Source organism: Bathymodiolus thermophilus thioautotrophic gill symbiont, assembly GCF_003711265.1.
Lineage (GTDB): Bacteria > Pseudomonadota > Gammaproteobacteria > PS1 > Pseudothioglobaceae > Thiodubiliella.
In genome coordinates this window covers 2,436,202-2,459,464 of record NZ_CP024634.1, presented here as the reverse complement: position 1 = coordinate 2,459,464, position 23,263 = coordinate 2,436,202, and the positions used below count along the sequence as shown (strand labels likewise).

The 23,263-nt window shown below is 38.5% G+C and carries 15 protein-coding genes; 9 read left to right on the top strand and 6 right to left on the bottom strand.

Annotated features, from left to right (window positions below; all coding sequences use genetic code 11):
• Nucleotides 1-148: 148 nt before the first annotated feature.
• The 4 genes from MS2017_RS08840 to MS2017_RS08825 all read right to left on the bottom strand — a co-directional run bounded on the left by MS2017_RS08840 (nt 149) and on the right by MS2017_RS08825 (nt 10,540).
• The gene (locus tag MS2017_RS08840; RefSeq protein WP_122951950.1) at nt 149-1,045 is read right to left on the bottom strand and encodes a hypothetical protein; all 897 of its coding nucleotides are present in this window, start codon (nt 1,043-1,045) and stop codon (nt 149-151) included.
• 218 nt (nt 1,046-1,263) lie between these two features.
• A complete protein-coding gene (locus MS2017_RS08835) occupies nt 1,264-2,889 on the bottom strand; it encodes a hypothetical protein (RefSeq protein ID WP_122951949.1) in 1,626 nt (541 codons plus the stop codon).
• A gap of 108 nt (nt 2,890-2,997) precedes the next feature.
• On the bottom strand, nt 2,998-9,789 hold the full coding sequence (locus tag MS2017_RS08830; RefSeq protein WP_122951948.1) for an FISUMP domain-containing protein: 6,792 nt from the start codon (nt 9,787-9,789) through the stop codon (nt 2,998-3,000).
• 121 nt (nt 9,790-9,910) lie between these two features.
• On the bottom strand, nt 9,911-10,540 hold the full coding sequence (locus MS2017_RS08825) for an EF-hand domain-containing protein (protein WP_122951947.1): 630 nt from the start codon (nt 10,538-10,540) through the stop codon (nt 9,911-9,913).
• A gap of 749 nt (nt 10,541-11,289) precedes the next feature.
• Here MS2017_RS08825 and MS2017_RS08815 point away from each other — a divergent pair.
• The 5 genes from MS2017_RS08815 (at nt 11,290) to MS2017_RS08800 (ending at nt 15,495) form a co-directional block, all read left to right on the top strand.
• A complete protein-coding gene (locus tag MS2017_RS08815; protein WP_071564864.1) occupies nt 11,290-12,495 on the top strand; it encodes a glucose-6-phosphate isomerase in 1,206 nt (401 codons plus the stop codon).
• A gap of 1 nt (nt 12,496) precedes the next feature.
• A complete protein-coding gene (locus tag MS2017_RS11510) occupies nt 12,497-12,667 on the top strand; it encodes a hypothetical protein (protein ID WP_164707683.1) in 171 nt (56 codons plus the stop codon).
• A gap of 3 nt (nt 12,668-12,670) precedes the next feature.
• Nucleotides 12,671-13,510: a UTP--glucose-1-phosphate uridylyltransferase GalU gene (galU, locus tag MS2017_RS08810; protein WP_122951945.1), complete on the top strand. Its 840-nt coding sequence runs from the start codon at nt 12,671-12,673 to the stop codon at nt 13,508-13,510.
• Between the two features lie 261 nt (nt 13,511-13,771).
• Complete coding sequence (locus tag MS2017_RS08805) at nt 13,772-14,059, top strand: helix-turn-helix domain-containing protein (protein WP_071564862.1); 288 nt, start codon at nt 13,772-13,774, stop codon at nt 14,057-14,059.
• Entirely contained in the window at nt 14,056-15,495 is a 1,440-nt protein-coding gene (locus tag MS2017_RS08800) for a TolC family protein (RefSeq protein ID WP_122951944.1), read from the top strand. Before MS2017_RS08805 ends, MS2017_RS08800 begins: the two co-directional genes overlap by 4 nt.
• Here the strand turns inward: MS2017_RS08800 and glmS are convergent.
• Nucleotides 15,478-17,319: a glutamine--fructose-6-phosphate transaminase (isomerizing) gene (gene glmS / locus MS2017_RS08795; RefSeq protein WP_122951943.1), complete on the bottom strand. Its 1,842-nt coding sequence runs from the start codon at nt 17,317-17,319 to the stop codon at nt 15,478-15,480. The genes MS2017_RS08800 and glmS overlap by 18 nt on opposite strands.
• A gap of 20 nt (nt 17,320-17,339) precedes the next feature.
• Here glmS and MS2017_RS08790 point away from each other — a divergent pair, with 20 nt between their 5' ends.
• From MS2017_RS08790 to alaS, 3 genes are all read left to right on the top strand, one after another.
• Nucleotides 17,340-18,197, top strand: coding sequence for a PHP domain-containing protein (locus MS2017_RS08790; RefSeq protein WP_241156925.1), 858 nt, complete (start codon nt 17,340-17,342; stop codon nt 18,195-18,197).
• Nucleotides 18,197-18,817, top strand: a complete 621-nt coding sequence (locus MS2017_RS08785) for an L-threonylcarbamoyladenylate synthase (RefSeq protein WP_071563718.1) — start codon at nt 18,197-18,199, stop codon at nt 18,815-18,817. The genes MS2017_RS08790 and MS2017_RS08785 overlap by 1 nt, the downstream gene beginning before the upstream one ends.
• Nucleotides 18,818-19,108: 291 nt before the next feature.
• Nucleotides 19,109-21,709, top strand: a complete 2,601-nt coding sequence (gene alaS, locus MS2017_RS08780; protein ID WP_122951942.1) for an alanine--tRNA ligase — start codon at nt 19,109-19,111, stop codon at nt 21,707-21,709.
• A 243-nt stretch (nt 21,710-21,952) separates the two neighbouring features.
• On the opposite strand, the gene MS2017_RS08775 is transcribed toward alaS, so the two are convergent.
• Nucleotides 21,953-22,243 carry a TusE/DsrC/DsvC family sulfur relay protein gene (locus MS2017_RS08775; RefSeq protein WP_071564731.1) on the bottom strand — a complete coding sequence of 97 codons (291 nt, stop codon included), beginning with the start codon at nt 22,241-22,243 and terminating at the stop codon, nt 21,953-21,955.
• A 101-nt stretch (nt 22,244-22,344) separates the two neighbouring features.
• Here MS2017_RS08775 and prmA point away from each other — a divergent pair, with 101 nt between their 5' ends.
• Nucleotides 22,345-23,214: a 50S ribosomal protein L11 methyltransferase gene (gene prmA / locus MS2017_RS08770; protein WP_241156924.1), complete on the top strand. Its 870-nt coding sequence runs from the start codon at nt 22,345-22,347 to the stop codon at nt 23,212-23,214.
• Nucleotides 23,215-23,263 lie beyond the last annotated feature (49 nt).

The window sequence follows — 23,263 nt, the reverse complement described above, 5'->3', positions numbered from 1 at the left end:
TTGGTAATTTTTTAAACCCAGCCTTAGTTCTGTTAGGACAAGGTTTAAGAAAATCACCAAGTAGGCAAAAATTGAATTTTTCTAATCATCCATATTTATGCAAAGGTTTCACATAGCATCTTTAACTACTTGCTTTAAATTTAAGATGCTACTTACAACCTAAGTTTGTATCTTCCTCCCACTCTTCTATATTATTGACAAGGGTATCTGTGGGAGCGATATCAGGAATACTAGGATTAGAGATTGTTTGCCCTTCAAAATATGCGCTCACCTCTTCCCCTCCGCTACTCGTTTCCTCTAAATTGGCCTCTTCCATAATATTCTCTCTAACATTTTTCACTTGCTCACTAAATCCCTCTAAATTTATTCCTTCGTCTGAACTACCTTCAGTTTGAGGGCTGAACCTTGGAGAATCTGGATCACCTGTAGGCGAGAGGGTTGTTGAATTAGGTAACTCAGTAACTGGAGGTTCACCTGGAGGTGTTACAGGTAAATCTTCTTTAATTAAAAGTTCGTTCATGGGGATATTTATCTCATACCCTTCCGCTGTCATATTTAATTCAAAGTCTCCTTCTGTGGAATCAGAGGGGTCAAAATTAGAGCGCACTTCGTTAAATACAGAATCAGTACCCTCTCCTAAAGTTTGAGAATCTGCCCCCGAGATATCAACCTCATTATAAAGACGCAGATGACGAAAAAGTTCTTCACGAGTTATATTCGGCATTCCAGCGATTGTATAAGCGTAGTAGAACATGCCAAAATCAATAGCAACTGCAGGCATCAGTACGGCAATAGGAATAACCCAAGAATATGACGATACACCTTTGGAGTCTTGGATAAGAGTGCATGTACCTAAAAACTTATCTTCACTTTCTTTAATAAGAGTCCCGCTATATCCGAGTATGCATTTGCATGATGCCCCGCTTTCATCCTCGGAAGAATTTAGAATAATCTTCCCCGCTGTATCCATACATTCAGTAGTGGCTAACACAGTAAAACTGCTGAAAAGTAGTAAACTCAAAATACTTGATTTTATAGCGCTCATTTGTTCTCCTTGATTGCAATTTTTTAATCTCTGTTCAATTATATGGGCTTATGCTAATACTCCTTGCCTTGCAGAAGCCTCATGCCATCTTCAAAAATGGCATAACGCAACGGTACGCTTTGTCAAAGTTAAGTTTTGACAAATAAGATACATAAACTTTCAGAGAACTTATTTTTTTTAAACAGCAGTTGTGCTTATAGAGTTGAGCCCACCACCTATTATTTTTGTTTTTTGTTTTCGTAAAAGATTTTGGAATACCCTGCAACAGAGAGCATGAGGTTTGATTTAATGCCACGAAACACATTAACAAATAACTTGGCGACATTGTCTTCATCAAGCATAGGATAAAAACGATCATGATTCAAAGCATAGATAAATTCCTTATGAGGATCGGTATCAGTATTGATGGTGCCTCCTTCAAGGCAATTATTATATGCATTCTCTATTACTACCTGCAAAGCGTTTATTTTTGCTAATGCAGGAGCAATAGAGGCGTCCTTAAGTGAATCATACTTAAGGTATGCTTTGCAATAATAGTGCGAATCAGGACTTTGGTTAAATTGCTGCCAGCAAACATTGTTCAAACTTTGCCCATATTTGTTAACATTATTCTTTTTTTCAAACCTCTTTTTTGCCAAGTTTAGCGCTCCTGCTCGCGCCTTTAGTAAAAAATTCTCCCCATCAGTTTTTTGTTTAAGGCAAACCATTCTTTCTACCTTTGCTTTGTTTTGATAAATACTATTGGCATAACTGATCTTGGTATTGCTTAAAAAATGATTATAAGTTTTTGCATAAGATGTTAGAAGGTCACGAAAGGTTACATTTTTAACGACCTCCTTATAAGAACTATAAGAAGCTTGCTTGTGCTTGCGATCGGGAACACTGATTGTAATTGTATCATCTAAAGAGTAGGCGTTAAAATGGGCTCTATAATCGTAAAAAATACCCCCTAAACATCTTTTTATTTGATTGGAAGATTTGTTGGTAAAATTTAGAAAATTAGTTGTATCATTAATGCCACAAAGTGTGAGTGTCTGACTAGAAATGATACTGGGTAGGGTGTTTTCTTCACCTGCAGTTGCCTTTTTAAGGGCAACATCTAACTTGATAAAATCTGGAGAGGCTTTCATCCATTGTTTTGCATATATCCTTGGTAAAGAATCTCCTATTTTTTTAACAGATGACAAATACTGTTTTGCATAATCACGGAGTAATTTTTTGTTAACATTCTCCAGAATTGCCGTAATAGTTGTGCCATTTATTGCTTTTGTGAGCCACTCTTCAATTTTCAATACATATGCCTTTAGATCGGTAACCTCTAGGTTATTAATGGCATAGTGAGATTCATTAGAAGTATTTATTAATGTAACATAAACTTTCTCTTGTTTCTTAGAATACTTGTACTTCTCATAATAAAAGGCTGCGACCATGCCTACGAATGGAATTTGGGCAATTGTCGATTCTACTTTTTGATCAGTTGTTGCATAAGGGTTGAGCCAGATTTTTAAAACATTGTAAGACACGAATCCCGCTAATGCAACTATGCCAATAACACCAAGAGCTAGAGCGGCCTCTTCTAAGGTTATTAGTTCAGCCGCCTCCAAGACACCGTCTTCTAGGAATGTAGATGTTTCTATCGACACCTCGCTGATGTTCTCATCAACACTAGCAACATATTCACTTTCTGTGGGAACGCTGTCTTCAGTGAATGATCCACTTTCTTGTTGCGATATTTGTTCATCAAGTTCATCATCCTCTAATGGCGTACATGTGCCAGCATTAATATTAAATGTTAATAAGGCACTAAAAATTAGTGTTAAAAAATTAAATTTTGTTAATATCATAAAATGTCCTATATTTTTTAAATGTAAATATACTTCTTAATACCTGTAATTTGTCTTATATTGTAAATTACAGGTAATACTGATTTCAAAAACTAAATATTATTCACCCTAATCAGGAGCGGGGGCACCTATTACTTGAACCTCTGCTAAAGATAAATATGCCGTCTCGCCAATAACTTTAAGTGCCTCAACTTTAATATAACGACCCGTCACATCGTATGCAGATAAGTCAATTGTTGCTTGTGGATTAGGGGCGGTATAAAATTCATTGACATACTTAACCTGAGTAAAACTAGCATCGTCGGCAATAGTAACTCGATAATTCCCTAACCTATCTTTACAACAGTCGGTTCGATTAAAGATATTAATTTTTGCAATATAAGATTTTTTCTGCAAGTCAACATGCCACCAAGGATTTATTAACTCAGGTTGAGTGCTAGAAACGCTATTATGAAAATAGTCGCCATTGGTGTTACCATCAACAGCTCGACTACTGGCAGCGGTAGCAAAGGTAGAAGATTGTGCAGTGGGCTTGTTCAATGCTATATTTGTCATTTTCGAAATCATATCTGCTTTTTTCGATGCTTTACTATTTTTAATACAGCGCACGCTGAGGGCATTACTTTTAACAGTATTCCCATAATAGACTGTAGGTTTTGATCGGTCTAACCCCATGCTCAAAGCCACTCCAGAATGGCTAGAAGAGGACCAAAAATAGGTTCTGTCTTGCTCAATATTGATTGTAGAATCAGGTTGAGCAATATTATTAAGTAAGTCATAAATATCAAACGGTTTAGGATTTGATACTATGCCTATGTCACTTACTATGCCACCATGGAACAGCCCATGATCCTCCATCCCTAAGCCATTCGCTATGCCACCATTGAATATGTCTTTGTTATAGTAAGGATTAGGATTTATGGGTACTATATTAAGCACAGTGACACCTGTCATAACTGCCTCAAACCCACTAGCACCTCCTACTTTGAGTTGTGTACCTTGGTCATTGCCGATCCAGACGCCATTCTTATTTAAGTCAGCAGTATCCATACCTAGATACCTTTGCAATACCTTCCAATCGTAAGCTGTTGGAATATGCCAGCCTGGTGCACAAATGCCTTGTGCGCCTTCTTTAGTGGCACCCTTCATGGCAGCAGACCAAGTGTAGTATTTCCCATATTCTTTATCATTACTTAGTTTGTCCTTATAGGAATATATGCCGTTGTCAAAGTTTGTGGAAAAAGTATTTTTACCACTCACATGACGCATATTTTCAGCTGTCCATACTTGCTTGCCAATTTGAACGGTTTTGTATTTAATACTTTCTATTTCCATTCCTTTTTTATATGTTGGCACTTTATTATTCTTAATACAGCGCACGCTGAGGGCATTACTTTTAACAGTATTCCCATAATAGACTGTAGGTTTTGATCGGTCTAACCCCATGCTCCAAGCCACTCCAGAATGGCTAGAAGAGGACCAAAAATAGGTTCTGTCTCGTTTAATATTGGTTGTAACAACATGTGGAGGAATATTAGAAAATATGGAGTCGTTGTAGAAGCCAATATTATTAAACGGTCCAGAATTTGATATGCCTATGCCACTCACTATACCACCATTGAGTATGCCATTATTATCGTAAGGATTAGAATTTATGGGTACTATATTATTTATCTTCTGAAGCACAGTGACACCTGTCATAACTGCCTCAAACCCACTAGCACCTCCTACTTTGAGTTGTGTACCTTGGTCATTGCCGATCCAGACGCCATTCTTATTTAAGTCAGCAGTATCCATACCTAGATACCTTTGCAATACCTTCCAATCGTAAGCTGTTGGAATGTGCCAGCCTGGTGCACAAATGCCTTGTGCGCCTTCTTTAGTGGCACCCTTCATGGCAGCAGACCAAGTGTAGTATTTCCCATATTCCTTATCATTACTTAGTTTGTCCTTATAGGAATATACGCCGTTGTCAAAGTTTGTGAAAAAAGTATTTTTACCACTCACATGACGCATATTTTCAGCTGTCCATACTTGCTTGCCAATTCGAACGGTTTTGTATTTAATGCCTTTTATTTCCATTCCTCCTGTAATTTTTGAACTTATACAACGAATGCTATAACCATTAGCATTGGCTGTGTGCATTCTGGCAGGAGATTTTCCTAAATTTGCATTTTCATTGAAATTATTAGAGACCCTCATACTGGCTGGGGAGAAAACTAAACTTTGCGTGTGATGAGATTCAAGTGATGTGTTACTCCAGTAATATCCTTCAATCCCTTCACCCTTTATAACGCCATCATACAATTGGCGTTTGCCTGCTGCTGGTAATTTTAAGAAACTTTTAAGTGCCATGACTCCGCCAGATTCTGGGAAGTAATCCATTTCAGCATTTAGTTCGCCTATGCTGGGCACTCTAAAGCCAACTGGGCAAATGCCGTTACCACTATCGTTAGACCAAAATTGAACGCGAGAACTGCCTGTTTTATCAGCCACTGTCCAATCGTATTTTTGTGGAGGATTTGCATATTGAGCTAGAATCGCCTGCCGCTCCTTTTCCTTTTCTTTCTTTGCTTTTTCCCTTGCCTTCTCCTTCTCTACTCTTTCCCTCTCCTTTTCCCTCTCCACTCTTTCCTTCTCTTCCCTCACTCTTTCCTTCTCTTTCTCCACTCTTTCTTTCTCCCTCTCCGCTTTTTCCTTTCTCTCTTCTTCCTTTTTCTCTTTATCGCTCTTACTCGAGCCAAATATTGAACCGAACATAGAGGCTCCCGCATGGGCTATTGAACCGAGCGCAGAAGCTCCCGCATGAATTGCCACTTTAGCTGCATCAGTTCCCGCATGAATTACCACTTTAGCTGCATCAGTTCCCGTATGAATTATTTTATCAGCTATTTTACCAACTGCAGAAGCTGCTACTCCAATTGGCCGTATAGTTACATCTTCAATTTTATCTCCAATGTCACCCCAAATCGTACTCACCTTTAACTTTTTCTTAGGAGGGGTGTCTATAACCTCAGCTTCATTTATGTTTGTGAAAAATGTGTCTTCATTCGGCTTAATAGTTTGTGCTTGTTTACGCTGAATATTTGTATTTATGCGCCGCTGATGATCGTCCATGGGTCGTCCAAATTGATACAAACCGCCATAACATTCACTACCTTTGTCATCAACGCAAACTTGACTTGCACCTAGATTTCTATCCAGCCAAACTCGTCCAGTGGCTGGCGAAATAACTTTGTTGTAAATTTTCCCCTTAAATACTGTGTCAATAATATGGACAGTGAGTTTAGCAACCACATATTCTCCGTCTAGAGAAGTGGCATGAACTTCTGCCACACCAATGCTAACACCTGTAAGAGTGGCTACGCCTTGCGTTCCAGAAATGGTTGCATGATTAGATTTTACTGTCCACAAAACATCCTGAATAGTGGCGTTACCAGGTGTAATACCAGCACTAAGTTGGATAGTCTCCCCTACTTTTAGAATATTCTTACCATCTATTTGTATGGTGTTATGACTAAGTTGAATACTGGTAACAGGTACGGCAACAGAATTCACAGTAATGCGAACCACTGCAGTGTCTGTACCAGAATCATTAACGGCAGTAACATGGTAGTAAATTTCTGGTGTTTTTTTGTTTGGATTGCCTGAAATTGTGCCAGTATGATTGTCAAAAGACAGTCCATTATTAGGCATTGGATTGATGAGCCATTGGGAGGCATCAGCACCAAAATTAGCAAAGGTAATTGGTGTAATGTTTTCGCCAATACTCGCGCTTAACTGTTCAACACTAGGCATAATAATTGGCGCATCAGTAATATTTTCTATACAACGCACACTAAAGCCTTGAATGCGCTTTTCTTTTAGGATAGAAAGATTGTTAGAACTATCAACTTCAAGACCATTGGAAGTATATAGATTAGAAGTTAGATTAACAGAATTTTTAGCCCAGTAAAAACCTTTGTTACCAAGATTTTCTAACTTGCCCTGAGCATTGCGATTGCCACTTAATGGCAATCGCCATAGGGTATTCATGTTGGGCGTATCCCTATATTTTCTAAAAACTGAACCAAATTCAGTCTTTAATTCATAAGCAGTTGGCACTCTAAATCCTATTGGGCAAATATTGTTAACGCCAGTTCCGAGCCAAGCCGCTACTCTTTTTCTACCTGATTGGTCAACACCATCTGCTGTCCAATCTGAGCCAATGAGGACATTGGCGCTTGTGTGGTTGTGAAAATCAGCACCAGCGTAGGGTGTGTTACTGGTTATAAAACTGCCATTGTCAGGGGTGATGCTACTTGCCAAAACTGTGGTTTTTTTTACATTTCCTCTGGATTGATGCCCATCATTGCCTCTACCCCATTGATATAGATCGCCATAGCAAGCAACATCAGATACAGTTTTACAAGCGCGAGATGCGCCTAAGTTTCTATCCAGCCAAGCTTTCCCTGTTGCTTGGGATAAAACAATTTTATAAGATTTTTTATCCACAACAACGGTTTGCGAATCAACAACCAATATTTCAAATCTGCCAACGACAAGACCGCTACTGGAAACCGCTCTGATGCTGGCAATTCCTTCTTCAAGTCCAGTAACTTTACCCGTTTTATCAATACTTGCTACTTTATCTGTGAACCATGAAAGGGTTTGGTTGTTTGCGTTGCTAGGGCTAATAATGGCGCTAAGTTGAGTGGTTTCGCCAATTTTCAAAACATCCTTACCTGATATTTCAATCTTATTAATCAATATTGGTAAAATCGTAATATACACAACAATAGTACTTGTGCCTTCGCCATTGGTAGCAGTAATCTTATATTTTGTTCTGCTTTGAAGTTTGTTAGGAGTGCCTGAGATTACACCTGTTTTAGTGCCAAACACCAAGCCATTATCAAGTGCTGGACTGATTGACCAACTGTCAACCCCTCCCGATGTAAAATTCGAAATCCTGATAGGGGGTTCTATTGGTTTGCCAATCTGGATATTGTTTTCAATACTGGTGGCAGCCAAATTTGGAATAGTGTCGTTTTGAATACAGCGCACACTAGAGCCAATAGTGTTGTCTATGTCGCCACGCCATAAATCTAGTGTTATGGCGCTAATGATAAAATTATGATCAGGATCGGTTGAAGGCCTCATGATGCTAATTCCAACATTCTCAACCTCAGGGTCATCTCTAAGTTCTTGTAATGTTTTTCGAAAATTTATTGCTTTTTTAGAGGTAAAAATAGCCAATTCTTTGGCTGAAATACGCTTAGAATCATGAATTAAATCTTTAATTTTAATGCTGTCAATTTTATATTCTGAACCCAAATCAATGACTATCCATTTGTTATTTGAATTATCCGCACTTAATAAGCCAGTGCTTGTTTTGCCATCAATGATGGCATTTCCTTTTGCCCAAACAAAAGACTTGGAATTCATACTCGCCTCTTGAGAGGTTGTTTTTTTATACAACGCAATGTTTTTACCCCGATACATCACTTCTACTTCGCCTATTGCCATTTTTCCAAGAGTAACTTGCTTAATCAATACAAAGCGCGCATTAGAGGTAGGCACAGTTGAGATTTTACGGCCAGTAAAATGCCCTTTTATGGATTTGCTAGAGCTGGCGAAGTAAACTTCTTTACCTTTTTCTTGTAAACTATTGTGTTTGAAAAATCCTAATAATTCAGCATTAAAACGACCTTGATGGAGCATGCTGGCCTGATCTTTGCCACGATAAGCATTGTTTTTATTTTGATGGACTTTACTCATTTGAAAGTAATTTTCTAACTCTTTCCAATCTGCATCTGTTGGAATGTGCCAACCTTTTGCACAGATGCCTTGTGAGGCTTCTGTGACTTCTGTATTCATGGCAGAGGCCCATTCATAATATTTAATATCATCGTTGTCCCCAGTAAAAACACCAGTCATAAGTTCGGTTGGGAAATGATGCATATTTTCAACAGTCCATACTTGTGAGCCGAAAATTTGGGTTTTATAATCAATTGTACTAACCTTCATTGCTTTTGTTTGATAGTGGTTGATAGCTGAATTATTTTCCGAATTATTTCCTGAGCCACTTTCTGATCCATTTTCTGAATCACTTCCTGAATCACTTCCTGAATCACTCCCCGATCCACTCCCCGATTTACTTCCTGACTTACCTTTTAAACTATCTTTTCTTTTTGCTGATAATTTAGTTGGCATCTGAACACGAGAAAAACCTATAAATTTATGTGTTTCCTCCTTTCCTGTAATCTTACTGTTAACCATCAATGTACCTAAAAAACTACGACCTTCATATGAATCTTTAGTAAGAACATCGGAAAAAGTGAGATTACCTTTGGATTTGTTAGACAATATCAAGTTGGTGTCGTAGTCCCAAGTTAATTGCCTATTTTTAAATGTGGCACTATAAATGGGTATATTGTTTATAAATACAGAGCCATCCACAACTTTACCATCGTTTTCGACCTCAGAGCCATTCGTTATAAAAACTGTGAATGTTTGACCTCTATTATTAAATGTCAAATTGGTGCGGTATTTTCCAATCCAAAAAAACAAATTTGCAGCTCTTAATTTTTCAAGTACGGCAGAAATTGACTTTACATCGCATTCATTACGACACCTTGCGCTTAAAAAATCGTTAAGATCCTTGAAGTTGTCTTTAAGCGATAACGATGTATGTAAATGTTTAAGGAATTCTACATATATATCACGGTTTTTAAACATACTTGACACAAATGCCTTGGACGCAATTTTAGAAAGTGCGCTGGTATCGGGGTTGTTGTCTAAAGTTGCTGGTGCAGATGCTTTAGGTTGAGGTGTTATGTTGTCAAAAGAGAATGCCGATATACCAATACCTGACAATCCATAAATAAATAAACCAATAATTAGTGTCTTAACTGTTTGCATAATTAATCTCTGTATAGATAGCAAAACTATCTTTGTTAAAAAATTAGAATTACATTGTAATTTTCAAAAGATTAGGCTTTTTAAACATAATGGCCTAATTAAATCCGTGTTATTTTTTTGTTTATATGATGCATTCTTCTCCTTCCCACCTCTCTAAGCCCTCGAGTTCAGGATCCTCGATAAAGGTACTTGTGTTAGTAATACCAGGAATACTAAGATCAGAGACCAATTGCTCTTCAAAATATACGCCCATTTCCATCTCTTCCCCTCCGCCACTCGCTTCCTCTAAATTCGCTTCTTCCATAACATTCTCTCTAACACTTTTCACTTGCTCACCAAGTTCCTCTAAATTTATTTCTTCGCCTGAATTACCTTCAGTTTGAGAGTTTAACCATGAAGAGTCTGGATCACCTGCAGGCGACTCAGTAACTAAATCGTCTTTAATTAAAAGTTCGTTCATAGGGGCGTCTGTTGCATACCCTTCCGCTGTCATATTTAGTTCAAAGTCTTCCCCTGTGGAATTAGCAGAATCAAAATCAGAGCGCACTTCGTTAAATACAGAATCCATACCATCAGTGCGTAACTCCTCCATGAATTCTTCACGAGTTATAGTGCCCATTTTGTCAAATATAGAATCGATATCCTCCTCTGAAGCCTGAGAGTCAATCTCATCATTGGTATGTAGGTAATGTATGAATTCTTCACGAGTTATGTTCCTTGCCATTCCCGCCGCTTCCGTTATCGCTGCCATGCTACCTCTATAGATGTAGTAGCCACCACCAATGGCAACAGTGGTAACAATAGCGGTCCTGTAACCCCCAGTATGACACCAGGAATAACCCAAGAGGACGACGATACGCCTTTGGAATCTGGGATAAGGGTGCATGTACCTGAAAATTTACTTTCGCTTTCTTTGTTAAGAGTTCCGCTATATCCGAGTGTGCATTTGCATGATGCCCCGCTCTCATCCTCGGAAGAATTTAGAATAATCCCCCCTGATGTATCCACACATTCAGTAGTGGCTAACACAGTAAAACTGCCGAAAAATAACAAACTTAAAATACTTGACTTTGTAGCTCCCATTGTTTTCCTTCATTACAAAAATTATGTAAATTCGTGTTACAACAATCTAAATCTCTGTCCAATTATAGGGACTGATTTTAATGCGCTCCACCTTGAAGAAGGTGGGTCTATGTATCTATATTAATGGTATTAAGGTGTTCAAGATCTAAAGGTTAGATTAAATCTTTCGAATATTCTAACACATAAAATCTTTGCACAAGTATGAATTTTGTCAAAAAAAAATCTATTTTTACATTTGGCAATTTTTCCAGTGACACTAAGCAGCCTTCTAGGAGGGGTAAATCCAGCTTTACTCTCTATAGGGCAAGGTTTAAATAAACTACTAAGTAGGTATAAATTGAACTTTACCAACCTCATCTATATTTATGCAGAGTTAAAAAATCATATATTTATTGGTGACGGATATATAATGCGTCAATGGAATATAACAAAAATTTTTATCAAATCCGCTCTAATGACAATATTTTTAAGCGTATTAAAGACGAACGCGCAACCGTTGGCTATTATGATTTGCCTTATCAAGATACCAGTAAAATTAAGGCGTATGTTGAGACAGTTACCCAGCAGCATATTGTTGTTCTGGGCATTGGCGGGTCGAGTTTGGGCGCTAAGGCAATTTATGAATTTTTGTTACCAGCAAATCATTATCAAAAAGATTTGGTTTTTTTAGAGACGGTTGACCCGCTTAAAATCAATCATTGTTTAGCCAAACTTGATATTAAGAATGCACATTTTGTGGTAATTTCAAAATCAGGCGACACTATCGAAACCATTAGTTTGTTTAAGTATTTAAGGGCTTTGATTGAGATTAATAGCGATAATTGCACCATCATTTCTGAGGCAAAAACTGGATTAAGCAAGTTTGCTCAGGATAATCATATTACTACCTTTGAATTATCTGCAAATATTGGTGGGCGTTTTTCAGTCTTTAGCGTAGTCGGTTTAGTGCCACTTGCGATGGTAGGTGTGGATATTGACAATTTGTTGAATGGTGCTAGGCGTGTGTCGGATAGTTTTTTTATACAACAGGATTATTATCAGCCGATTATTAGCAAAGCACGATTTTTGGTGGAAAACAAAGGGCGTTTTAATATTAATGCGATTTTCTCTTATTCCTCAGCACTTGAAGGCTTTAATAAATGGTATGTGCAACTTTGGGCAGAGAGTTTGGGTAAACTTAATATCAACAAAACCCGACAAGCGCTAACGCCAATTGCTTTAATCGGCCCCATTGACCAGCACAGTTTTTTGCAACTTATTATTGATGGTGTGCGTGATAAAACTGTTACTTTTATTAAAATTGCCGACTTGAAAGACGACACTATTATTCCAAAATCTAGTGAAAATCTAGGTTTGGAATATGCCGAAGGATTAAGTTTTAACGACCTTTTAAATAAGCAAGCCGACGCCACTATTCAATCTGTTAAAGACCAAGAAGACATCCCTTGCGATGTGATTACAGTCTCTACGGTGGATGAGTATAATATTGCTAAATTGATGTTTAGTTATCAATTATTGGTTTCTACTATCGGGCAATTTTTGCAAATTAATACCTACAATCAACCCGGTGTAGAAAAAGGTAAAATTATTCTCAAAGAAAGCCTAAAGGAGACCTTTACATAATATGAATAATCATCAAAAATCCACTTTTTACCCACTTAGCAATTTTTCCAGCAACACCCAACAGTCCTCTAGGAAGATAGCCTTGCTAGGGCAGGGCTTGGAGAAATCGACAAGTGGAAACAAATTGAATTTTGCTAATCGTCTATTTATACAAAGGCTTCTAAAGGATTAAATAATGCCTGTTATCAATAAATGTCTTTTCCCAGTTGCAGGTTACGGCACACGATTTTTGCCTGCTACTAAGGCTATTCCTAAGGAAATGTTGCCCATTCTTACCAAGCCACTGATACAATATGGCGTAGAAGAGGCAATGAGTGCAGGCATCAACACAATGGCAATGGTAACAAGTAAGCACAAACAAGCAATTAAGGCACATTTTCAACCACACCCAGAGATTGAAGCCAGCATCCAAGACACCCCTAAGGCGCCTTTGCTGGATGAAGTGAACCACATTATCCAGCAATGTAATTTCACCTATATTGAGCAACAGCAAATGCAAGGCTTGGGACATGCTATTTACACAGGAAAAGCGCTAATTGGCCACGAACCATTTGCAGTAATTTTGCCCGATGATTTATGCACCAATGATGACGATTCAGTATTGCTACAAATGACCAAATTACACGCCCAACACCCCGATTGTTGTATCGTGGCAATTGAAGCAGTGCCAATGCATGCAGTAGACAAATATGGTGTAATTGACGGTGAATTATTACCAGATTCAAAAAATGCCTATCGTGTGCATAACATGGTAGAAAAACCCACCCCAGCAGAAGCACCAACCAACCTATCTATTGTAGGTCGTTATATTCTCACTCATGAGATTTTTGCCGTATTAGAAACCACTCAACCTGATAAAAATGGCGAAATTCAAATCACCGACGCACTACTAACACTTGCCAAACAAGGTAAAGTCATTGCTTATCAATTCCAAGGCACACGCTTTGATTGTGGTAGTGTTAAAGGTTTTGTGGAGGCAAACACTTTTTTTGCATCAAAATTTTTTTCGTCATAAAAGTTATACCCTGAGACCTTTGTATAAATATAAATAATCATCAAGAATCCTCGTTTCACCCACTTGGTAATTTTTTAAACCCAGCCTTAGCCCTGCTAGGACAAGGTTTAAGAAAATCACCAAATTGGGCAAAAATTGAATTTTGCTAATCATCCATATTTATACAAAGGTCTCACCCTGATTTAACATAAATCAAATAGTTAGAGAATAGATTTTTATCCCATAAAGGGATAATTTTTATTCTAAGTTAGAATAAAGAAAATGAGTAAAAGAAATCCACACGATGGACAGCGAATAATTTTAAGAAGATTGTTGATTGATGCCCGAAAGATGCAAAAAGTAACGCAAATTCAGTTAGCCATGAAGTTGCAAAAACCACAATCTTTTGTGAGTAAATATGAAAATGGCGATCGTCTTATCGATTTTGTGGAAGTTTATCAAATCTGTCAAGCGCTTAATTATTCTTTTGTTAAATTAATGCGTGATTTTGATCTAGCAATTAGTGGACTATCTATTAATTATCTTGTCTATAAGGGAATAAGAAAATGAGGAATAACTTTTGTGCTTTCTTACTTTTATTTGCCATCAACGCATTGGCACTAACTGAACAAGAATTTATCGAAAAAGTAATAAGCCAAGATACGAATTTTGAAAAAGATCAAATTTATGTAACGATTAAGCAAATGGAATTAGAAACGAGTAGAGCAAGTTATTCAAATTGGGCTACTGCTTTAACCGCATCATTATCAAGTAGTTATTATGATATAGAAAAAGATACCACCTCTAAGAAAGCTTATGAAAAACATCGTCTCAAAGACACCCAAGAAATCAGTGTTGGCATTAAAAAACGATTTTTATCCAACCCTTCTAGTTTGACACTCAAAGCCACGCACTCAATTCCAGATACCGATATAACACGCTATAAGCAAGATAAAATAAGCAACGAATACAATGTTACTACTTCTGACAATACTTACAAGGTTAGTTATAAATACCCTTTGTTACAGCATGATGGCAATGCATTAAGTTTAAAGACTTATCGTCGTGATGTTTTGGATTTAGAGCGTGAGATGCTTGATTTTAGCGACGCTCAAGAGAAATTTTTAGTTGGTCGTTTAAAGCAGTATATTGCCTGGAATTTTCATCAAAAAAATGCTGACATTTATCGAGATTACAAAAGCAGATTGCAGGCGATTAAAGTTAACGAAGCGACAGATGAATCAAAATTAAATACCGCTATTTTATTGGCAAATCAAGATATTTTAAGCAATGATAGCAAGTTGCAGTCTTTAAAAAAGGTGCTAGTTAGCATGTTAAATGATTCAAGTTTATGGACCAAAAGTCCAAATATAGATATCAATAAACACCCAGAAATCATGCCCAATCTGACACAATATTTACAAAAAAATGTACGAAATTTGTTAAAAATTGAGATTGATAAGCGCTTAAAAAAAATTGATTTAGAATATCATAGCAATCAATCTCTTTATCAATTAGATTTTAATATCAGTGCCGAAGTGAATAATAACAAAGGCAATACAATGACCACCGATTACAAGAGTACGAGCGTCCTTTATACTACTAGACTTAATTTTTCCATGCCAATTGGCACTGACATTAATAATAAAAAAAACATTCGAATAACGCACTTAAATTTGCGGAAACTCGACATAGATTACAACAATAAATTAAAAGATATTTTTTCAGACGCACAAGCGTTAATTGTTGAATTACATTTGGCAAAAAAATCACTCAACGAATACCAAAAATTAATCACCAATGTAAACGACGAATCCAATTTGGCACACACAAGTTACCTCAATAAATCCGTTCCTATCACAACCTTGATTGATGCTTATCAAGAAAAATGCGATGTTGAATTAGACTACATCAAAGCCCTAACAAGCTATCAAAAAAGTTTACTTAAATATAACGACAAACTCGATAAAGTTCTACCCAAATCAGCCTCACTCCACAGTTACTGATTTGGCTAAATTACGAGGTTGATCTACATCTGTACCTTTGATAAGGGCGACATGGTAACTTAATAATTGCAGGGGGATGGTGAAGATGATTGGTGCGGTGATGCGTCCTAGATTGTGGGTGGTGGGGATGATGTTCATGCCTTCCATGGGTTCTACATTTGAGGCTTCGTCTTCGAAGACGATCATTTGTGAGCCACGGGATTTAACTTCTTGTAAGTTGGATTTTAATTTGTCTAGTAGTTCGTCATTTGGGGCGATGGCAATGACGGGTGTGTCTTTGTCGATTAGGGCAATGGGGCCGTGTTTGAGTTCGCCAGCGGGGTAGGCTTCGGCGTGGATGTAACTAATTTCTTTGAGTTTGAGTGCGCCTTCCATGGCGATGGCGTGCATGGCGCCTCTGCCGAGGAATAGGGCGTTAAATTTGTCTTTAAAGGTTTTGGCTAGTGTGATAATTTGTGGCTCTTGTTTTAAGGTTTTTGCGATTAGATTGGGTAGGCGTTTTAATCCATTTACAATGATGGTTTCTTGTTTTGTGGATATTTGCTGGCGACATTTGCCGATGGCAACGGACAGTAGTGCTAATGCGACCAATTGTGTGGTGAATGCTTTGGTGCTGGCGACACCGATTTCTATGCCAGCGTGGGTGAGGAAGGTGAGTTCTGATTCACGGGTTAGACTTGATTCGGCGCTGTTGCAGATGGCAAGGGAGTGGATGTTGTTGTTGCGTTCTTTGACTGCTTTAAGTGCTGCTAGGGTGTCGGCTGTTTCGCCACTTTGGGAAATGGTAACAAATAAGGTGTTGTCTAAAATGAGGGGGTTGCGATAGCGATATTCGCTTGCCACTTCAATGTGGGCGGGTATTTTGGCGATGTCTTCGAGCCAATATTTGGCCACTAAGCCTGCATTGTAACTCGTGCCACAAGCGATAATTTGTATGCGTTCGACTTTTTTGAATATTGTTTCTGCGTTATATCCAAATGCTGATACTAGCACTTTATTTTTGGTAATGCGAGATTCTAAGGTATCGGCGATGGCTTGAGGTTGTTCAAAAATTTCTTTTTGCATATAGTGCGCATAGTCGCCTTTTGAAATTTCCCCTTGTGTGAGTTTTGAGGTTTTGGTTTTGCGCTTTACTTGTGTGCCATTTTTGTCAAAAATAGTAACAGAATCTAGTGTGATGTCGGCAATATCGCCTTCTTCTAAAAAGATAAATTGATTGGTAATGCTCAATAGTGCCATTTGGTCTGAGGCGATAAAATTGCCTTGATTGCTTAGTCCAATCACCAAAGGTGAGCCACTTTTGGCAGCAATAATATGTTCCGGGTTTGCTGGGGAGATGACACCAATGCTGTATGTGCCTTCAAATGAGGTAATGGCTTTTTGCACGGCTTCTAATAAGGTGTTGCAGTTTTTTAATGCGTGATGGATTGCGTGTGCAATGACTTCGGTATCGGTGTCTGAGGTGAAATTATAGCCGTGTGCTTGTTGTTCAGCTTTGAGTGCTAAAAAGTTTTCAATAATGCCGTTATGTACAACGCCGATATTGTCATTGCAAATATGTGGGTGGGCGTTTTTTGTGGTGGGTTTTCCGTGGGTTGCCCAACGGGTGTGGGCGATGCCAATTGTGCCATTGATGGCGGTTGAATTAATGCTGTTTTCAAGATTGGTAACTTTGCCTGTTGCTCTGATGCGTTGCAGGGTATTGTTGTGTGTTAATATCACCAAGCCTGCTGAGTCATAACCTCGATATTCTAGATGTTTAAGCCCATCAACTAAGAGGGATGTGATGTTGCTTTGATAAATACCACCAACAATTCCACACATAAAAATAATAATTAAGATTAATGTTTGAAATTATAGTCAATATAATGGCGCTTATGACAATTGATTTGCATAACCACTCTTATTATTCCGATGGCGTTCTCTCGCCCAGCGAAGTTGTGCGCTTGGCAAAAGAGTCAAATTGCGAGGTGTTTGCACTGACTGACCATGATACAACCAATGGCTTGGACGAAGCGCAACAAGAGGCGAATAATCAACAAATTAAATTGATTCATGGTGTTGAAATATCAACAATGTGGAGTAACATGACCCTTCATATTGTGGGGCTTAATATTGATAAAGACAATCCAACTTTGCAGGCAGGATTAACGCAACATCAAGATTTTCGCAAAACCAGAGCCGAAAGAATGGCACGCAGTTTGGGTGGTGCAGGTGTGGTAGGGGCAATGGAAAAAACTCGAGCGCTTGCCAAAACTGATATGTTGACGCGTACACATTTTGCACAAATGCTAATTCAAGAAGGCATTTGCAAGGATATGAAATCTGTATTTAGACGATTTTTAACAGGAAAAAAACCGGGGGGTGTTAGTGGAAAATGGGCGCAGTTTGACGAAGTTATTGAATGGATTCATGCTGCTGGTGGTGTGGCAGTATTGGCACATCCCTTGCGCTATCGAATGACACAGACTAAAGTTCAACGAATGCTTTCTCATTTGTCCAATGCAGGACTTGATGGCGTGGAAGTGGTAACTGCTCATAGTACAGAGGTAGAAATTGCGCTAATGTCTAAGTGGGCGGATGAATATGAGTTGTTGTATTCTTGTGGCTCGGATTATCATGGTTGGGATAATCAGAGGGTTAAAATTGGGCAATTGAAGGATTTTCCTGATCCTGATAGGGCGTTATGGAGAAAATGGTAATGGCAAAATTATTAGAAATTCACCCACAAAATCCACAAAATCGCTTGATTAAACAAGTGGTGGATGAGTTAAATGCAGGTGGTGTGATTGTTTATCCGACTGATTCTGGTTATGCGTTAGGCACGGCATTGGGCAATAAAGAGGGCTTGGGGCGTATTCGAGGCATTCGTAATTTGTCAAAACGCCATGATTTTACTTTGATGATGCGGGATTTATCGCATATTGGTGAGTATGCTAAATTGGATAACAATGCTTTTCGTTTGTTAAAAAAGGTTTTACCAGGGGCTTACACTTTTATTTTACAAGGCACACGCGATGTGCCAAAACGCCTATTACACCCCAAGAAAAAAACCATTGGCTTAAGGATTTCTACACACAGTGTGGTGCAAGCCATTCTTGGTTTGCTTGATGTGCCATTAATGAGTGTTTCTTTGATTCTTGAAGGTCATGAGTTTTATAATATTCAGGATGTGCGTGAAGTGTTGGGAAATAAAGTGGATATGATTATTGATGACGGTTATTGTATACCAGAGCCAACCACAGTCATTGATTTATCCTCAGGTAATATTGAAATTATCCGCCAAGGTGCGGGCGACATTTCTATAGAGGCCTTTGCATAAGGGCATCTCCAAAAACCCCAATACAATTTATAAAAAGTATAAAACAGCACCTTTTTCATCCAAAAATTCATCAAATAGCGGGCTATTCTCCTCATTTTCGGCTAAAAAATGCACTATTTTCTAATTGCCCTAAATCACACTGGGGTTTCTGGAGGTGCCCATAAATATGGATGATTAGCAAAATTCAATTTTTGCCCACTTGGTAATTGTCTTAAACCTTGTCCTAGTAAGGCTAAGGCTGGGTTTAAAAAATTGCCAATTTATGTAAAGGTCTCTATATAATTACCCATTATGAAAACTGCACAAATACGACAAAAATTTTTAGACTTTTATGCCTCAAAAGGGCATACTATTGAGCCAAGCGCTTCACTCATTCCGCATAATGACAAAACTTTATTATTTGTTAATGCTGGCATGGTGCCTTTTAAAGATGTGTTTAGCGGTGTGGAAAAGCGCCCTTATACGCGTGCGGCGAATTGCCAGCGATGTGTGCGTGCAGGGGGCAAACATAATGATTTAGAAAATGTGGGTTATACTGCACGACATCATACTTTTTTTGAAATGTTGGGTAATTTCTCGTTTGGTGATTACTTTAAACGCGAAGCAATTCAATATGCGTGGGAATTTTTAACCGTTGAAATCGGACTGCCAAAAGAAAAACTTTGGGTGAGTGTGTTTGAAGAAGATGATGAAGCAGAGGATATTTGGGTGAATGAAATTGGTTTTCCCAAAAATCGCATTTCTCGTTGTGGCGCCAAAGATAATTTTTGGCAAATGGGAGACACAGGCCCTTGTGGCCCTTCAAGCGAGATCTTTTATGACCATGGCGAGGACATTGCAGGTGGCCCTCCGGGGCATGCTGATGAAGACGGTGACCGTTATATAGAAATTTGGAATTTGGTTTTTACCCAATACGACAAGCAAGAGGATGGCTACCTCAAGCCCCTTGCAGCCCCTTGTGTAGATACGGGCATGGGGCTAGAACGATTGGCCGCAGTATTGCAACATAAGAATAACAATTACGACACTGATGGGTTTAAAACTTTAATAAAAGCCATTGTTGACTTAACCCCAAAAGACCATAATATTAAAGCAGATAACGCTTCAGTAAGGGTAATTGCCGACCATATTCGTTCAACAGCATTTATGTTGGTTGATGGGGTTATTCCCTCAAATGAAGGGCGAGGTTATGTGTTGCGTCGCATTATTCGTCGTGCCATTCGTCATGGGCATAAAATTGGCATTGATAAAGTATTTTTCTATCGTTTGGCACCCGTGTTGGCGTTAGAATTCAAGGACGCTTACCCAGAACTCAAAAAAGCACTGGCCAATGTTGAAAAAGTATTAAAGCGAGAAGAGCAACGATTTGCACAGACGCTAGACCAAGGTATGGGGATTTTAACCGAGGCAATTGCACAGCTGAAAGGCAGTGAAATTAGTGGTGAAACTGTGTTTAAACTTTACGATACTTTTGGTTTCCCAGCAGACTTAACTGCCGATGTGGCACGCGAGCATAATTTAACCATTGATATGACTGGTTTTGAAGTGGAAATGACCAAGCAAAGAGAGCGTGCCAGACAGGCGGGTGATTTTAAAATATCACAAAAGGGCGTTGATGTTAGTGAAGTTACCGAATTTTTAGGATATGAGCAATTGAAAAATACTTCCTCAGTACAAGCGCTCATTAAAGAAGGCGAATTGGTTGAAAAAATTGAAGCAGGCGAGTGTGGGATTGTGGTTTTAGCGGCATCAAGTTTTTATGCTGAATCAGGCGGTCAAGTGGGCGACAGTGGGATATTATCCAACCCAGAAATAGAATTTTCAGTAAACAATACCCAAAAACAAAAAACAGGTGCTTTTGAACACCACGGTATTTTGACCAAAGGCGTATTAAAAGTGGGTGATGTACTAGAGGCAAATGTTGATAAAAAAGCCCGCAAATGCATTGCCAGAAATCACTCAGCCACACACCTTTTGCACGCTACATTACGGGTAATTTTAGGGGAAACAGTGATGCAAAAAGGCTCGTTGGTTGACGGCGAAAAATTGCGTTTTGACTTTTCACACGATGAAATAATTGCCAAATCAGACCTGGATAAAATTGAAGGCATGGTGAATCGTAAGATTTTGGGCAACACCAAAGTGCATACCGATGTTACTAATATTGAGATTGCCAAAAAGAAAGGCGCAATGGCATTGTTTGGCGAAAAATACGGCGATACGGTGCGTGTGCTTACCATGGGCAAAGACGATTTTTCCGTAGAATTGTGCGGTGGTACACATGTTAATCAATTGGGCGATATTGGATTGTTTAGAATTACCTCAGAAAGCGGCGTGTCTGCTGGTGTGCGTCGTATTGAAGCAATCACAGGTTATGCAGCGTATCAGTTTGACAATCATACACAGGACAGTTTAAGTCAAATTGCACAAATGACAAAGTCAAACAATGCACAAGCAGTAGAAAAAGTAGCGCAATTAATTAAGCAACAAAAGGAATTGGAAAAACAAATTGCCTCATTTCAAAAACAACTCGCCAGCAACCAAGGTGATGATTTAATCAACCAAGCACAAGAAATTAATGGCGTTAAACTGCTTGCCAGTGTCGTGGACGGCGTAAGTGGTAAAGATTTACGAGATATTGCCGATAAACTTAAAGACAAATTAGGTTCAGCAGTCATTGTCCTAGCCGCCGTCAATGACGGTAAAGTCTCCTTGGTCTCTGGCGTTACAAAAGATTTGACCAATAAATATCAAGCAGGAAAAATCCTTAACCATGTGGCGCAACAAGTCGGTGGCAAAGGTGGCGGTCGTCCAGATATGGCACAGGGTGGTGGCACAGATCCAAGTAAGTTAGATGTGGCATTGACTTCAGTTAAGGCTTTGTTGGTTTAATTGATTAAAGGTTCTTGATTTTTTGATAAAAAAAACCCACATTAAGCGGGTTTTTTAAGTTTAATCATTAATAGAGACCTTTGCATAAATATAAATAATCATTAAGAATCCACTTTTCACCCACTTGGTAATTTTTTAAACCCAGCCTTAGCCCTGCTAGGACAAGGTTTAAGAAAATCACCAAGTGGGCAAAAATTGAATTTTGCTAATCATCCATATTTATGCAAAGGTCTCAATATTTAACTAAACGCAACCTGTTGGTTGAGGCATGCCGCCATACTTAGTAATAGGCTTCATTGGACCTGTTAGCCATTCCTTGAATAAGATTTTTTTATCAATGCCAACCACTTTTGCGAAGGTTCTAATAGGAGGAACTGATGAGTTTTCTGCAAAATACTCTCTAGCGGCCATGATTTGAGTTATCATGCTTTCAGTCAATTCTATATCGTCTTCTTTTGCCATTTCAAGCATAATTTCTTCGCTCCAAATAGTTGGATCAACCAAATATCCATTTCCTGTTCTCTCTAGTGCCATTTTTATTTTTTCCTAAATAGTAATTAAAAGTCTATTATAGTTAATTACCCAACCCATTTGCTTGGTTTTTATAAGGGTATAATTTAGCGGTTATGGATTGGATGCAACTTACACTAAACACTTCAAAACAGCAGGCGGATTTTGTCAGCGAGGTTTTAATGGGACTGGATAGCGTCTCGGTCACTTTTAGTGATACTAATGATGATGCAATTTTTGAGCCGAAAGTGGGTGAAACGCCCCTGTGGCAGAATGTGACGATTACTGCATTGTTTGGCGTTGACACGGATCAAGATTATGTTAAGGATACTTTAAAGCGTATTTGCTCAATTAATGAGGCAAGTTTTGCTTTGTTAAAAGACCGAGTTTGGGAAGACGAATGCAAAAAAGATTTTCATGCAATGCAATTCGGTAAACGACTTTGGATTTGCCCATCATGGGAAAATAGCGCACAATTGCCAAGTGATGCCGTGGTAATTGATATGAACCCAGGATTGGCATTTGGCACTGGCACACATCAAACCACAGATTTGTGTTTGCAATATTTGGATGAAAATCCGCCCGTTGGGCAAAGGGTAATTGACTATGGATCAGGCACAGGTGTATTGGCAATTGCTGCTGTTAAACTGGGCGCAAATCAGGCAGTTTGTGTGGATAACGACCCGCAAGCGGTGATTGCCACACAGAATAACATTGCCAACAATCAAGTAGAATCTCAGATTTCCGTTTTGCATACGGACGATGAAGGGCAGTTGGTTAAAGCAAATTTATTGATTGCCAATATTTTGGCACAACCTTTGGTTGGTTTGTGTGTGCATTTTTCTACATTGTTAGAATCGGGCGGACAATTGGTGCTTTCGGGTATTTTGTATGACCAAGTAGAGATGATACTAACCGCTTATGGTGAATATTTTTCAGCATTAAAAGTAACGCAAAAAGACGACTGGTGCCGAGTGAATGGCATAAGAAAATAAATAAGAGTTTTGCATAAATTATGAAAAAAAACGGGCAAAACTTACCCAA